The 13,566-nt window shown below is 57.1% G+C and carries 10 protein-coding genes and 1 pseudogene; 6 read left to right on the forward strand and 5 right to left on the reverse strand.

Features of this window, described 5'->3' with window-relative positions; translation table 11 throughout:
* The first annotated feature begins 5 nt into the window (after positions 1–5).
* From AC56QP_RS17930 to AC56QP_RS17955, 6 genes and pseudogenes are all read left to right on the forward strand, one after another.
* The gene (locus AC56QP_RS17930) at positions 6–767 is read left to right on the forward strand and encodes a class I SAM-dependent methyltransferase (RefSeq protein WP_489858737.1); all 762 of its coding nucleotides are present in this window, start codon (positions 6–8) and stop codon (positions 765–767) included.
* Positions 768–999: 232 nt separating this feature from the next.
* Positions 1,000–2,730 carry a carbamoyltransferase family protein gene (locus AC56QP_RS17935; protein WP_497100412.1) on the forward strand — a complete coding sequence of 577 codons (1,731 nt, stop codon included), beginning with the start codon at positions 1,000–1,002 and terminating at the stop codon, positions 2,728–2,730.
* Between the two features lie 80 nt (positions 2,731–2,810).
* Positions 2,811–3,572, forward strand: a pseudogene (locus AC56QP_RS17940) (IS5 family transposase).
* A 299-nt stretch (positions 3,573–3,871) separates the two neighbouring features.
* Complete coding sequence (locus AC56QP_RS17945; RefSeq protein WP_497100411.1) at positions 3,872–4,384, forward strand: methyltransferase family protein; 513 nt, start codon at positions 3,872–3,874, stop codon at positions 4,382–4,384.
* A gap of 146 nt (positions 4,385–4,530) precedes the next feature.
* Positions 4,531–5,454 carry a phytanoyl-CoA dioxygenase family protein gene (locus tag AC56QP_RS17950; RefSeq protein ID WP_489858733.1) on the forward strand — a complete coding sequence of 308 codons (924 nt, stop codon included), beginning with the start codon at positions 4,531–4,533 and terminating at the stop codon, positions 5,452–5,454.
* Between the two features lie 271 nt (positions 5,455–5,725).
* Positions 5,726–7,402 carry a B12-binding domain-containing radical SAM protein gene (locus AC56QP_RS17955; RefSeq protein WP_489858732.1) on the forward strand — a complete coding sequence of 559 codons (1,677 nt, stop codon included), beginning with the start codon at positions 5,726–5,728 and terminating at the stop codon, positions 7,400–7,402.
* 173 nt (positions 7,403–7,575) lie between these two features.
* Here AC56QP_RS17955 and AC56QP_RS17960 read toward each other — a convergent pair whose 3' ends face one another.
* The 5 genes from AC56QP_RS17960 to AC56QP_RS17980 form a co-directional block, all read right to left on the reverse strand.
* Positions 7,576–8,838 (reverse strand): hypothetical protein, encoded by a 1,263-nt coding sequence (locus AC56QP_RS17960; protein ID WP_497100410.1) that lies wholly within the window; start codon positions 8,836–8,838, stop codon positions 7,576–7,578.
* Positions 8,839–9,001: 163 nt separating this feature from the next.
* Positions 9,002–10,255 (reverse strand): pyridoxal phosphate-dependent aminotransferase, encoded by a 1,254-nt coding sequence (locus tag AC56QP_RS17965; protein ID WP_489858730.1) that lies wholly within the window; start codon positions 10,253–10,255, stop codon positions 9,002–9,004.
* Entirely contained in the window at positions 10,236–11,669 is a 1,434-nt protein-coding gene (locus AC56QP_RS17970) for an aminotransferase class I/II-fold pyridoxal phosphate-dependent enzyme (RefSeq protein WP_489858729.1), read from the reverse strand. The genes AC56QP_RS17965 and AC56QP_RS17970 overlap by 20 nt, the downstream gene beginning before the upstream one ends.
* Positions 11,670–11,915: 246 nt before the next feature.
* Positions 11,916–13,190, reverse strand: a complete 1,275-nt coding sequence (locus AC56QP_RS17975) for a radical SAM protein (protein ID WP_489858728.1) — start codon at positions 13,188–13,190, stop codon at positions 11,916–11,918.
* Positions 13,187–13,561, reverse strand: coding sequence for a hypothetical protein (locus tag AC56QP_RS17980; RefSeq protein WP_489858727.1), 375 nt, complete (start codon positions 13,559–13,561; stop codon positions 13,187–13,189). Before AC56QP_RS17980 ends, AC56QP_RS17975 begins: the two co-directional genes overlap by 4 nt.
* Between the last annotated feature and the right edge of the window lie 5 nt (positions 13,562–13,566).

Raw genomic sequence — 13,566 nt, forward strand, 5'->3', positions numbered from 1 at the left:
GACCTGTGGACGACACCTTTTACGACGCCCTCGCTCCCTACAACCATCTATTGTTCGCCCGTTGGGAGGATTTCCAGGTTTGGCAGGTCGAAAAGATCTCGGCCTTTCTGCCCCCGGCTGCGCAAAATGTGAGAATCGTCGATCTAGCCTGCGGCATAGGCACGCAATTACTCCCCCTTGCAGCCGCAGGATACACTGTTTGCGGAATTGATTCGTCGCCCGTCTGTGTCCAACGCTCCCGACGCGAGGTGTCGGCGCGAGGCCTGCGGGTTGCGGTGCAAAACGCCGACCTGCGAGACCTCGACATCGATTCTCCACCGTTTGCGGGGCGGTTTGACGCTGCACTGCTGTTGGACAATTACATTAGCCATTCGGTAAGCGACGAAGAAGTCTTGGCCGTGGTGCAAGCCATTCGGCGGAGTCTGAAACCTGGCGGAACGGCGTTGATTGGCGTGCGCGACTATGACGAATCGGCCGCCACCCCTCCTGCCGGCACCCCGCCAGCGTTTTACTATGATGGATCGAGCCGTCGTATCGTTCATCAGATATGGGATTGGCGCGACGCCTCGAAGTACCAGTTCCATCTTCATATTGCCGTTGAAGGCGGCAACGGTAATTGGACCACGCACCATTTTGTCGGCCACCTCAGGCCCGTGCTGCGCGCCAAGCTGATCGAGACTGCGATGGCCGCTGGCTTTGGCGAGGCGAAGCTGTTCGCGCCTTCTCAGACGGGCTATCATCAGTGGCTGTTCAGGTTGGTTGTCTAAGCGCACTAGGCGAAATAGTGGGGATAGGTTGTCCGGTCTAAGAAAATCGATACTATTCGGCAAAAAGGAAACGGTATGCCGCAGTGTCACACAGATTGATCTGGCCCCTTACCATCGCCCATTACTTAGAAGTCGCTTCTAGCGGCCTGGCGGCGAGCGATTCAATTTTTGAGTTGCTCGGCAGCAAATACCCTCGCTGCGACTTGGGTGCCGATTGCGGCGGGAGCGCGCAATGATCGCACTGGGCATCTCGGGTTTGGCGCACGATCCCGCAATCGCTCTCGTCGAGGACGGCAAAATCTTTTTTGCGCTCGAGGAGGAGCGAGTCACCCGTAACAAGGGTCAATGGGGTTTCCCTGAGCACGCGTTCGCAACCGCTCTAGCTGCCTGCGGCTTGACGTGTCGCGATATCGATCAGATCGCCTTCTACTGGGATGATCGCGCGGCGCTCCTACCGGCTCTCGTCGACGAGTTGCGCGGCGTTTTCGACTTGAACAGACCAACACTGGCACGAATGGGCCGCCGGTTTCGCGCGAAAGCATCAAACCGCTTGGTGATCGAGGCCCTTTGCGCGCTCTGGAAGGATGCGCCGGTGCCGCCGGTGACCTTTGTCAATCATCATTTATCACACATACTTTACGCGTATCGCACAACCGGCTTCGACCGCGCGGTCGGTGCAGTGATCGACGGGCGTGGTGAATTTGCAAGTCTATCGACTTACTTGTGCGATGGCAACCGTTTGAGCCGCCTCAGCCGCGTGACGATGCCGGCATCGCTCGGTTTCGTCTACGGTGCGGTAACCCAGCATCTCGGCTTTGTTCCGTCGGCAGACGAATATCGCGTGATGGGGCTCGCGCCGTATGGGCGCCCTGATCCTGTTCTCGAGAAGTTCTTCGAGCGTCTGTTGCCAATTACCGCGAGTGGTTTCAGGGTCGACCTTGGGCTAACCCGCTTCCAATATGAGGAGGCGCCCGATGCGCGATGGTTCAGCACTGCCGTGGATAGATGGTTGGGACCACGGCGAGAGCGTGACGCCCCTCTCGAACGTCGACATGCGGACATCGCGCGGGCGCTCCAATCGCGTTATGAGCAGATAGTGCTCAGGATAGTGTCACGGCTGTCGAAGCAGCATCCCGGTCTGCCGCTGGTGCTGGGCGGCGGGTGTGCGATGAACTCAGTGTGCAACGGCCGTATACTTCGGGAATGCGGATTTTCCGACTTCCATGTTCCAGCGGCGCCGGGCGATCAGGGCGCGGCCATCGGCGCTGCGTTCTCCACCTTCGAGCACGCAGAGACGGCTTTGCATTTGACCGAAAACCGCAGCGCCCAGTTGGGGCCCTCATATACTCGAGACGAGATCGTAGCGGCGATCGACGAGCGCGGGCTGACGGCGCACTACTTCAAAGATCCGCACGCGACGGTCGCCGATCTTCTGTGCGCGGGACAAGTTGGCGGTGTGTTCTTCGGCCGGCTTGAATTCGGGCCCCGGGCCCTCGGTGGTCGAAGCATCCTCGCAGACCCAAGGCGCGCTGAGATGAAAGATCGCGTGAACGCTAAGATCAAACTGCGCGAGCCTTTTCGACCTTTTGGTGCGGCGATCGGGCACAGGCAGATAAAAGACTACATTGGCCGCGAAGTGCGGTCCGACTACATGAATGTCGTCATGCCGGTGTGTGAGGAGAAGCGATCGCTCATTCCGGCGGTCACACATGTAGACGGTAGTTGCCGCTTTCAAACGGTGGATGAGCGGGATGGCTCCCCGTTCGCCGAGATCATCCGCTGCTTCGAGGCCCGCTCAGGTGTGCCGGTGCTGCTGAATACCTCCATGAACGTGAACGGGCAGCCTATTGTCATGACTCCGCGCGAAGCGATCGACTGCTACCTCAGCACGGACCTCGATTTCTTGCTGCTGGAGCACGTCCTGTTGTGCAAGGAACTCGCTGCAGCGCTGCCCTCATGTTGAACCCGCTCGATGAGGACAACCCGTTCGATTGGCCAGGCATTGGCGAAACCGCCGCATGGACCGAGCATGCGCTGCACGGCATCGTAACGGTCACGAAGGTCGAGCTTTGGGCGTTGATCGAGCAGCCTCTCCCGCGTGATCGGGCAAAGCCGAAAGGCGGACGACCGCGCGCATCCGACCGCGCAGCCTTGGCAAGCATTTTACTTGTGCTTCGCACCGGCATTCAAGGCGCGAGGTGCCGTTGGAACTCGGCTGTCCCGGCAAGACATGTTGGCGCCGCTTGACTGCGTGGCATGCGGCAGGCGTGTGGGCCACGCTGCACTGCCTGCTTCTGAAGCGGCTGAGCGGTGCCCGTGCTCTGCACTGGAGCCGGGCCGCTCTCGAAAGCGCCAGCGTTCTGGCCAAAAAGGGGCAAGGCGACGGACGGCAGCAGACCAGGCACAAAGCGCAACATGGTCACGGGCGCCAGAGGCACGCCGCTTTGGCTGACAATCTCTGGCGGCAACGCCACGACAGTACGATGCTGGCGCTGACTGAATGTGGTGCCCGGTATTCCCGCAAAGGACGGGTCGCTCGCGCCGTCGCCAAGACAAGCTGAACGCCGATAGGGCCTGTGACCACAGGAGGTGTCGCCGGGAGTGTCGCGCCCGCTTTCCAAGACCTGGCGTCCACAACAGCTGGAGCTGGGCCGTCACCAGTAGGTGGTGGAGCGAATCTTCGACTGGACGCCAAATTTCGCCGCCTTGACATCCGCTACGAACGTCGTGCCGACATCCACAAAGCCTTCAACACTCGCCTGCGCCGTCATCTGCAAAAATCAACTCAAACAGTTTTGTCGCTAACTCGTATTTGTGTTATGGTTGATGAGCGTCCCATTCCTCAATGGCTGGTGGCTCTGCCCTTTTGTGCCGATCGTCAACCGAACGACAAGCAAAAGTGATCCGTTCTGCATCGTCTGCGAAACCTTGCTCGACCCATGGACAAAGTCGGCGTGACCGCCTCATGCTTCCACCCTTGGTTGATACGGCTCACGGTAGTCAACCTTGCATGCGTAGCCCCCGCGCTAACCAATCGACCGGCTTCGAACGGATCGTGGATCGCATTGGCGCTATTCAACACATGGTTTTTTTTCGAGCTTGTTATGCAGATGCGGATCGCAAGTTCGTCCGGGGCGGAGGAAGATTTCCGCTCGAGAGCGATGTTGACCGCGGCCCGTGATGCAAGCCTGCTGCTGCCGGCCTGGGTTATCGGTCGTGTCCCCATCGTCTCGGACTTGTACTTAGTGAAGTGGGGCATCGGCCTGTTCGTCGCAGGATTGATCACCAGACTCTGGGCGATGAGAACGCTCGGGCGGTACTTCACGATGACGCTGACCAATCAGACCGATCACGTGTTGATCACGCATGGCTTGTATCGGTGGATCAGGCATCCCGGTTACCTCGGACTATTGCTGATCTACGGCAGCTTCTCCCTAGTCTATGGGTCATTGCTTGTCTGCGCTTGCGTCACTATGATTTCATTGGTAGCCGTCACGTATCGCGTAAATCTTGAAGATCGCCTCTTGATGCGCACATTCGGTACACAGTACCTGGACTATCAGCGTCGAACCGGGGCGTTTCTACCGCGGATCTTCCGGACCAGGACGCGTAATTGATGGCCGCCATGCTTTCTGAGCGCAGGCGGGAAAGAATGCACCTGCCACAACGCACCCTTCTTGTGGTGAAGCCATTGCAGTACAAAGCGCTCAATCAAAGGGTCACTAAGTATCGCCCGTCTGAGTAAGGTTTGGGGGAGATCGCCATGGATTTCACAATAGAGTTGACGGACGAAGAACGGTCGAAAGGCCATTTTTTGCACGATAGTCGCCAGCTCGCTGCGCAACTCCTCATGTGCAATGGATTTGTCGTGCTGCGTGGCGCGCTGCCGCTAGAGCTTGTGACTTTGATGAAAGATGAGTTCGATGACATCGCGGCGGATTGCCTTTCCAGCGCTGGCGAGAAGTCGTTACAAGAGATTCCCTGGCGTTCGCTTGGCCAAACGACCTTCTGGATAGCAAACGGCAGGCTTCGCGCGTTTATCCGGATGCGAGGCCCGTTTGCGGATTCCCGCGTCGTGGCAAATTCGTTCGCGTTGGAGGTCATGGAGATGGTTCTGGGACCTCGTTTTTACTGCAACTCGGTCTCCAGCGACGTGTGTATGGTCGGCTCGACGCTCCAATCACCTCACCGTGACATCGGCTTTTATCCGTCGGGGTTAACGAGAGGGACGCTCGTCAACATCCCTTTGGTCCATTGTGGGCATCACAATGGGCCGTTGGAAATCTGGCCCGGCGGCACACACCTTTGGAGGCGCGAGAGTTTTGCGATAACGGAACTTCGCGCGTTTGATCAGGACGTTGCGAATTTGCCAATGGAACTCTTTGCGCGACGGTTGCCATCGGTCAAGCTCGAGCTTTTCCCTGGCGACCTACTGTTGCGCGATCCCGGGACGCTTCATCGCGGCACGCCTAACCCGATGCCGGAGCCGCGCGTGATGCTCACCATTGGTTATTTTCGCGAGGGCGAAACATACCCTTTCGGCGATCCGAGCTATAATCTCGATGCAGCCCTTTACGACCGGCTGCCACCGAGCGTGCGCCAATTGATGGAATTCCGGTATCTGTCCGGCGTCAATTATGCGGCACGCCATGAGACTACCCCACGAATTGATGATATAAAGCAGTGAAGGCAACGTTTACGATCGCGCGCCAACCGCACATCACGTCAGCCGGAGGACAGCCATAGGACGTCGAACATGCTTCAGTTTCGCGGGCTGTCACAACGGCGTCGGTGGCGCGCTAAATATAGGCCTGCGCGAGCGACCATTGAACCGTCGGAGGCGCCCGAATAAAACCTCCCTTCATATCTTCCGAAAAACTGTTTAAAATGAGTCAATCTCAATCAACTTTCAAATATCGGTCGCATGGTAGGCAGCCAACGCAACATGGAGGTATTGCATGCTCAAAATCGCGATCGTGGCCAATGCAATCCAGACCGTCAGGGAGACACTAGACTCATACCATTTTTACAGTAGCGATAAAGGGGTACTTGTCCGAAATAACGAGTTATATCTTGATAAATACCTAAAGATGCTGCCGACGATTGGGCACCGTAGGCGCGAAATCGTTGATGCTGCAAATTATTATCGCGTGAAGAACGGTCGAAGGCATCCCATTAACGAGCACAATTCCTACTCGTTGAATGGAATTCATCTATACAATTATCTGACGACATGCGGGAGAGATTGGGAAGTAGAGCTGATCGACAATCTCGATCTTGAACCGTCGCACGCGCAAACTGTGGCCCAATGGGCTGATGTCACGATATTCTCGACGACATTCATTACGAGCTCCTTCACGATCACGCGCGTCAGCAACGTCCTGAAGTCCTGGAATCCACGCATAAAGGTCATCGTCGGCGGCGCGAAACTTACACAATTCGCCACCGAGAGTGAGCTCTATGAAGCCGCGCAAGCTTGTGACGCCATGATTTTGTCGAGAACGGGCGAAACCACTTTGCTTAAGGCGCTCGATCGAATCGAGTGCAATGAATCGTTTTACAACTTGCCTAACGTTGCATACTGGCAGGATGGATTTTGTCGGTCATCGACGGAAATAGAAGATGGGGAAGACATCGACGAGACGCGAGTCAGGTGGGAAACCCTCCCCGCACGGTATTTGAGATCAGCGGTGAACGTGCGAACCGGTCGTGGCTGCCCGTTCAAGTGCAAGTTCTGCACTTTTCCAGGTTACAACGATCAGAGGACAGAACAGAAGCAAGTATCCACCGTTATGGCTGAGCTGGAGGGTATCGCGCGTCGCCAAGAAATCGCGTCAGTTCGCTTTGTAGATGACACGCTCTTTATAAACAAGAAACATCTGATTGATGTGTGCAAGGCGATGATTGAAACTGGCTTCGATCGCCCATGGACCTGCTATTTGCGTGCTTCGACACTCACTGACGAATGCTGTCGCTACTTGCGAGACGCCGGCTGCCAACTTGTGTTACTCGGAGTGGAATCAGCTGACGATACAATCCTTCGCAATATGAGTAAGGGCACAACGGAAGCTCAAAACTGGACGGCCGCGGGAAATCTGGCGAAATACGGTATCTTTTGTTTCTCGTTCATCCTTGTCGGCTACCCCGGAGAAACCGACGCGACAATTTCGAAGGTGATCGACTTCTTGAACAACTCGGGCACGCACGGGTACGTTCATTCACCTCTGTTCGTCTTTCCGAGATCTCCGATCTCGACAGAAGCTGCGAAATTCAATCTTCGCGGCGGCTTCAATGACTGGAGCCACGATACAATGGACGCCATAACGGCGATCGAGGCCTGCGAACACATCTTCATGTCGACTACCAACACCGCGTATATCGACCGAGGCTCATCAATTTGTAAGGTTGTGTTGGACCATGGATATTCCGTCGATTCGGTGAAAGAGCTAGGAATGCTCCACAACGACATTGCTCGGTGCCAAAGCAGGAACCGGTCGGCGGTCGGCAGTATAAGGCGGTTCTCGCAGCTTGCGTCGACGGCAAGCGGTGGCGCGGCGGGAATGGCGCCTAATGCAACCTCACCTTATAGCCGCACCAATCATGAAATGCGGCTGAACGCGGGAAGTCGCTTTTAGGCTTAAAGCCTCTCATGCGATGCGGCGCAGACAGGCGTCGAGATGAGCATTTCGATCCGGACCTCGGGGGCGAGCCGAGCGAATCAGTTTAAACCAATCGCGAATATCCCATCGTCGACTCCAAGATCGGTGAAAATGCTCTAGAGCTATGACGATGTCATGTTTTCTCGGGCCTAACCTGCCGCCACTAAAATCCATTTCGGATGTTCCTGAAATATTTTAAGGTTCTGGCAAGCCTCGGCAAGACTGAGTTGTCCACAAGCGATTTCAGTCCAGCTACCTAGGCGATGCGCCTTCGTAAACGCCATTGCGGTGTCGACCAACTGGTCAATGACACACATGCCCCAAGCACAACAATTGACCGAAGCGATTTCGCTCTTGAGCAAACTCTCCTTTCGGCTGGATGCACGTAGAGTATCCATGAATACCGCTTCAACAAAGGGATAATACCCGAGCTGCCGCGGACCGCCGAGTACCGTCACGCGAGGCAGTATCGACAGCACCAGCATCGAAAGGAAGATATCGGGTCGGAGCACGCCGCTGCGCATATTTTCAACAATGGCGGTTTCAGAAAGCGGTATGTTAATGCCATTCGTTTTGGCGTGCTCGACAAGTCGTCCTTCGCTGATGCGTAAAGGGCGCAGGCGGTGCTTCCGGATACCCCAAAACAGGTGGGTGCTCCAGCGCATGAAGCCGCCGATGTCAGCTCCGATCGCGCTATTCTGCGCACGCAAAAAGGCCTCATGGCAGGGCGGATTGAGAAGCAATTGTCGGATTGGACTATCGGCCCATCCGAGGTGCAGTTCTATCGCGAGCGCTATGACGTCCTCGTCGAAAGCAGATATCGACGGGGAGTTGGACGGCAGTGTCCATAATGCGTCGATAGACTTTAGCAGGAAATCTCGCGGACGGTGCAGCGCATCCTTGCCCGACCGATAGGACAGCAGACCCAGAAACTCGGCCCATTCGGAATTTCGGATCGAGGAAATCGACCTCTCGATGGCTGCGACATCGATCGCAAGATCGGCAATCGGAGTGTTGGCGCTCGCGGATGACAGGATCTTGCGGGTGAGGCCAAACAGATTGATCGGTCTGTCGCCGGCCGCAAGCCACCCGGGCCCGATTTTACTGTATTTTTCGAGCGTCACGTTCGAAGTTGTGAATGCCAGCAAGGCGTCCGTCGAGGTTGACTGCGCCGCCAATATGGAGAACCAGAACGCAAAAAAGCTGTGACGGTCGACGGGCAACTCGCAGTGTGGACCACTTTGGATAACCGCGCGGCTCCGCAAGATGGCGCTTGGCGGCCGAGAAGGGTGGCACGGGGCCTTACTTACGCCTGCGTTGAGAGCGGCAGCCAATATCTCGAAGGAATGAATGGCCAATTCGCTCTGAGGTCTCGCGCGGGGGGCCGCATGGTGTGCTGCGAAGTCCGACAATGGCGCGTCCCAGAATCGCCTTATGTCTCGCGCAGTCTGCGGAGCAAGACGCGCTATCGCATCTAGGATAGCTGGCGGGCCGGACGTCTCCATCAAGCGAACGACCAACTTCTTGAACGAGTCACACCATTCACCCGGTCCGGTTTGCGGCGACGGCCGCTCGTCACGCCTCTTGTCTCACCATGTCCCGCAATGTGGCATCCCAGACCGTGGCTATACGCTGTAGTGCCGCATTCAAAACCGCGGGATCGGTGCCGAAGGAAATTCGCAGGTGTTGCGGAGACCCGTAGCGATCACCCACGTCAACCGCTACACCTGCTCGAGCAAGCAGAGCGGCAGCCACCGTGTGCGCGGTCAAGCCGGCGGGGAGGCCGACCCAGAGGAAGTATGTCGCCGCTGGCGGGGAAATTCTCAGTCCTGGCAGAGCGCCCAGGATGGCTGCTGCACGATTTCTATTCTCTCGAAGCACGGGATGCAGTTCGGAGAACCACGTTGAGTCTTCTTCCAGCGCCCCATACCCTGCTGCTTGCGATAGGGTCGATGTCGTGAACAAGTAGTGCCCGGCCGTCTGCTCGATGCGGTGGATCAAGGGACCGCGATGGATCAGGTAGCCCAAGCGATAACCCGGCATATTGAATGTCTTGCTAAAACCACCGACCGCTAGGCAACGCTCGGGCCATCCACCCGCGGCGGCGTAAATTGGATAATGACGTCCATCTAGTACCAGGTGCTCGTAAACTTCGTTGGCTACGACGATCGCATCCAGATCTTGCGCGGCGGAAACGATTATTTCGACATCGGCCAGAGAAAGCACGCGGCCCGACGGTGAGTGTGGATTGACCACAACGATTACCGCAGGACGTCCGGCAACAAGGACCTCTTTGAGATCCCGGGGAACGGTACCGTCGGCGGCGAAAGGTACGTTGATGACGCGCTTCGATGCGACGCGAGCGGCGTCCGCGATCATCCCGTAGACCGGATCACCCACGATTGCGATGGCCCGCCCGGGAGGCGTGAGGCAGCGCAGCGCTGCAAATAGGCCCATGCGCGCGCCTGGCGTGATGGTGATATCGTCTGGGGTAACGTCTATCTTGTGGCGGCGGGTTTGAAAGTCTGCCAGGCGTGTCCTGAGTTCGAGGCACCCGTGCTCATCGGGATATAGCGACGATGGGATCGCCGCGGCGTTGGCGACTGCTTTGGCAACGGAGCTTGGAGGCCTGAAGTCCATTTCGGCGGCGCCAAGGGAGATGACATCACTTGGCGACCTGTTCCAGCGGATCAGCGATCGCGACCGCAACCAAGTTACATCGAAGCTTAGGGGGGCAACGTCGTTTGTTCCGGCTTGTATCATCGGCAGGCGACACATCTCGTCCGCGTGGAGCGGTGGGCAACTGTGCTCAAGCATGCGCGGCTGCATTCAGCGCGCTATCCAGATCAACGATCAGATCGTCGACATCCTCCAGGCCTACCGACAACCGGATCAATTCAGGAGTCAACCCGGCGCGAAAAAGCGCCTCCTCGGAGAGGTCGGTGTGGCTCGTGCTCGCCGGATGCATGGCAGTCGTGCGTGGGGTGCCAAACATTGCTGCGTGCTGGATGATGTTAAGGGCGTCTATGAAACGCACCGCTGCGGAATAGCCGCCTTTGATACCAAACGGGAACATCGGACCGGCACCGCGGGGGACTATTCGGCGAGCGATTTCGTAGTCCGGATGATCGGGTAGGTTCGGATATCGAACCCAGAGCACGCGCGGGTCGTTCTGCAGCCAGTCGATCAGCCGGGTAGTTGACTCCATCAAATATTTGATGCGCGGTACGACGGACTCTAATCCGCGCAGCAGACTGTACGCTGACGTCGGGCAGAGGAACATTCCAAGATCACGTAATGCATCGGTGCGAACGCGCATCAGATAAGCATTCTTACCGAATCGCTCGGCGTAACTCAGGTGGGGCGGCGAACCGATGTTGATCGAACGGAATTTGCCGGCGCTGCTCCAGTCAAAGCTGCCGAGGTCAACGACCACTCCCCCTAGCGTTCCGCCGTGGCCCGCAACGTACTTGGACAAGGAGGAAACGACGATGTTCGCGCCATAATCGCCAGGTCGGCAAAGTACGAAACTCGGGAGGCTATTGTCGACGATCAAAGGAATACCATGAGCGTTCGCGATCACCGCGAGTTGCGAAATGTCACAGACGGCGAGGCTCGGGTTGCTCACCGATTCCACTATGATGGCCTTGGTAGTCGGCCCGATTGCGCGTAAGATCGAGGCCCTGTTTCTAGGATCGAAAAATACGGTTTCGACACCAAACCTTCGACACAATGCGTCCAAGACGTTCGTGCTATTAGCATAAAGCCACTGGGAAGCGGCAATTGAATCGCCCGCCTCGACCAGAGCCAGAAAGCTTGCAACGAACGCAGACTGACCACAGCTCGTACAAACCGCCCCAATTCCACCTTCCAAGTTGCTGATTCGCGTTTCTAAAGCAGCGACGGTCGGGTTGGACACACGTGTGTATACGTAACCCGTCGTTTCGAATTCGAACAGACGGCTCGCCTGTTCGCTCGATTCGAACGTGAAGGCCGTCGATTCAATCAACGGCACGGTCATCGTGCCCTGGAGCATATCTGCGGGTAATTCTAAATGAACGGCGCGGGTCGCCAGTCCTGACACACGCGCCGAATCAGTCGCCTGTGAGCCAACACAACGTGTCGGGCGTTCGACGGCATGCTCGTCAAGCGTACCATCGGGATTTTGAGCGTCTGAAAATCTCCCGAGCAAATCGTTCTGCTTTTCGTCGGCATGTGGCCGCGAGTTGCTTCTATCGGACATCGACGCGATTTTCCTTGCCGAAAGGAGTAGGAAAGCCTGTAGCGGTAGGCACCGCATCTTCGCGAGAGCCCTCGAGGGCTCGATCGATGCACGGCGCTGCAACCTTCGCGCGGTCCATGGGCGTGCCAAGCCATAGCGCGCATGCCGGCCAAGGGATTGCGAATTTTCCATTCTGCCAGGACCGCAGAAGGCGGCTTCGACTGCTTGGCTTAGGCATGTCTCCACGTCTGTCGTTCGCGATCCGCTTCATGTCTCTCTGCCGTGTCTGCCGAAATCCGAGAGAATGTCACCTAGGATAACGTTACGTTCAAACGAGCTACGGCAGATCTTGCCGTCATAGCGAACGTAGAACGTATCCCAATCGAGCCCGGACTCACTGAGAGCGCGATCTAAAGGAATTTCATGATCGTGGATGACACCATCCCGAAGTATGTCTCTATTGGCGATAACCAAGAGAAGGTCGACTGTATTTGGGAGTGAATTCACGATGTCTCGGAGTGTTTCACAGCATCGCTCGAACGCATCACGATCGAGACCTTCGTCACCGAAGCAGTTCTGCCCCCTCCCTTCTGGAACGAGGGGACGAACCTTGATCCGGCGAACACCAGCATCAACCAACTTTCCAATCACCGATTCCATTTCCCCAATGTTACTGCTCATCAAGGTGAGAGAGCCGGTAATCGCGAAGCCCTGCGAAGCGTAGAGACGAATACCGTCAAGCGCGCGCGCAAATGCTCCCGAACGTCCGCGAAGGCGGTCATTGGTAGCCCCGTCACCGTCGACGCTGACCATGAATTGAGTGACCCGCGTGGCGAGTAGCGGGCGAAGAAGACGTTCGGTCAGGAACCATCCGTTGGTGACGAATTCCACACATATACCTGCGGACTCCAGCTTCGAAATGAGCGGGAAAAAATCCGGCATCATCATAGGTTCGCCGCCGAGCAAGGTCACCCGCAGGACCCCCGCATCGGCCAATGCTGCCGCCACGTCCGCTCGATCGACTCCATCAGGCGCCTTTGGTCCCGAGTTGTTGTAACAACTCTCGCAGCGGAGGTTGCAGCGAAGCGTCGGCTCCCAAAAAGCGAACAAAGGCGCACCATTGGGGCTTTCTAGCGGATGCCCACGCGAAAAGTCTTCGACAGGAATCCTCGCCCCCACGGCACGTCTCTCAGACGTGCGAACGAAACCGGATCGGCGCAGCGACTCCAAACAATTCTCGAGTTCATCCGCGTCGGCGCTCAAGCCCGCGGCGATTGCTCGCGAAGCGAGTTCGGCGAGTGGTACGACGCCGTCGAGCTCCTGTAGCAACCAAGCCGACAAAGGGGACAATCGCTGTAGCGTGTCGGTAATGGGCTGGTAGGCGAAGGATCCCACCGCACCGTAGCGAAGACGTAACAGAGGCGCGGCCAAGTAAACGCTCGCGCTCGGGCCGGGATAGAAAACAGCATTCTGATCAACGGCAACGCTCGCCTGCTCCAGCAGACGATCAGCGCGCTTTTCGGGAACCCGAACGGACGTCATTGGCGCTCGTTCTCTTGGCCTAGATGGATAAAAATGCCGCGCCGTCTCAAGCCTGGAAAATATCTGGGCTTGACGTTGTCGCGCGAGCAATATGCGGCTTTCGCCGCTGTTCGAATAGCCCCTTTTTCAACCGCCACGGCGCGGGCGCGGCACGGGCAGCCAATCCGATTGAATTGCTCAAGTTCGAAAATCGCCTGATCTGTCTTCGCCCGACACTTCGCGCTGACGCCCGGTAAGCGCACCGTCGCCAAGCCTATGCCCATGGTAGCAAGGATGCTAATGCCGCCCGCGGCGAACCAATTGGGCGAGACAGCACCGAAATGTATCGGTCGCTCAACCATGTTGAGCAGCAGGATCAGGGTTGCGAACAACCGGA

The organism is Mesorhizobium sp. RCAM 05104 (genome assembly GCF_059683645.1).